This window comes from Agrobacterium sp. a22-2 (assembly GCF_012276985.1).
In the GTDB taxonomy this organism is placed as follows: Bacteria; Pseudomonadota; Alphaproteobacteria; order Rhizobiales; family Rhizobiaceae; genus Allorhizobium.
The window spans coordinates 1-413 of the sequence record NZ_JAAXMM010000090.1 but is presented as its reverse complement, the minus strand read 5'-3'; the positions used below and the strand labels follow the sequence as shown (position 1 = coordinate 413).

The 413-nt window shown below is 62.2% G+C and carries 1 pseudogene; it reads left to right on the top strand.

Annotation, left to right across the window (positions count from 1 at the left end):
- A pseudogene (locus HFC70_RS26520) lies at positions 1-413 on the top strand (hypothetical protein); the annotation flags it as partial.

Sequence of the window (413 nt, the reverse complement as noted above, 5' to 3'; positions counted from 1 at the left end):
GGGTAAGCTACCCGGTCGCTCAGGTTGAAGAAGCCGAAGTGCAGACCGAAGCCGTAGAACAGGCTGTGGCACCGGTTGTCGCTGCCGCGGTTGAACAACACAACGTTGCCGTGGAAGAAACCCAGGTGGCGGCCAGCGTCAACCCGCCTGCGCCAGAGGCCGCCGTTGAAACTGCTGCCGTTACCGTAACGGAAGAAGCTGCAGCCGTAGCGCCTGTCGTGGCTATCCCGGCCGAGGAAATCCCGGCGCCGGTGGAAACCGCCCCGGCAACTGTTGCAGTTGAACAGCCGAAAGCGGAAGAGACTGCCCCTGCAGTGGAAGCCGAGCCGGTAGCTGAAACCGTAGCTGTAGAGCCAGTGGTTGAACCTGCGCTAGCGGAAGACGAGCCTGTGGTCGAAACTGCACCGGTGGTA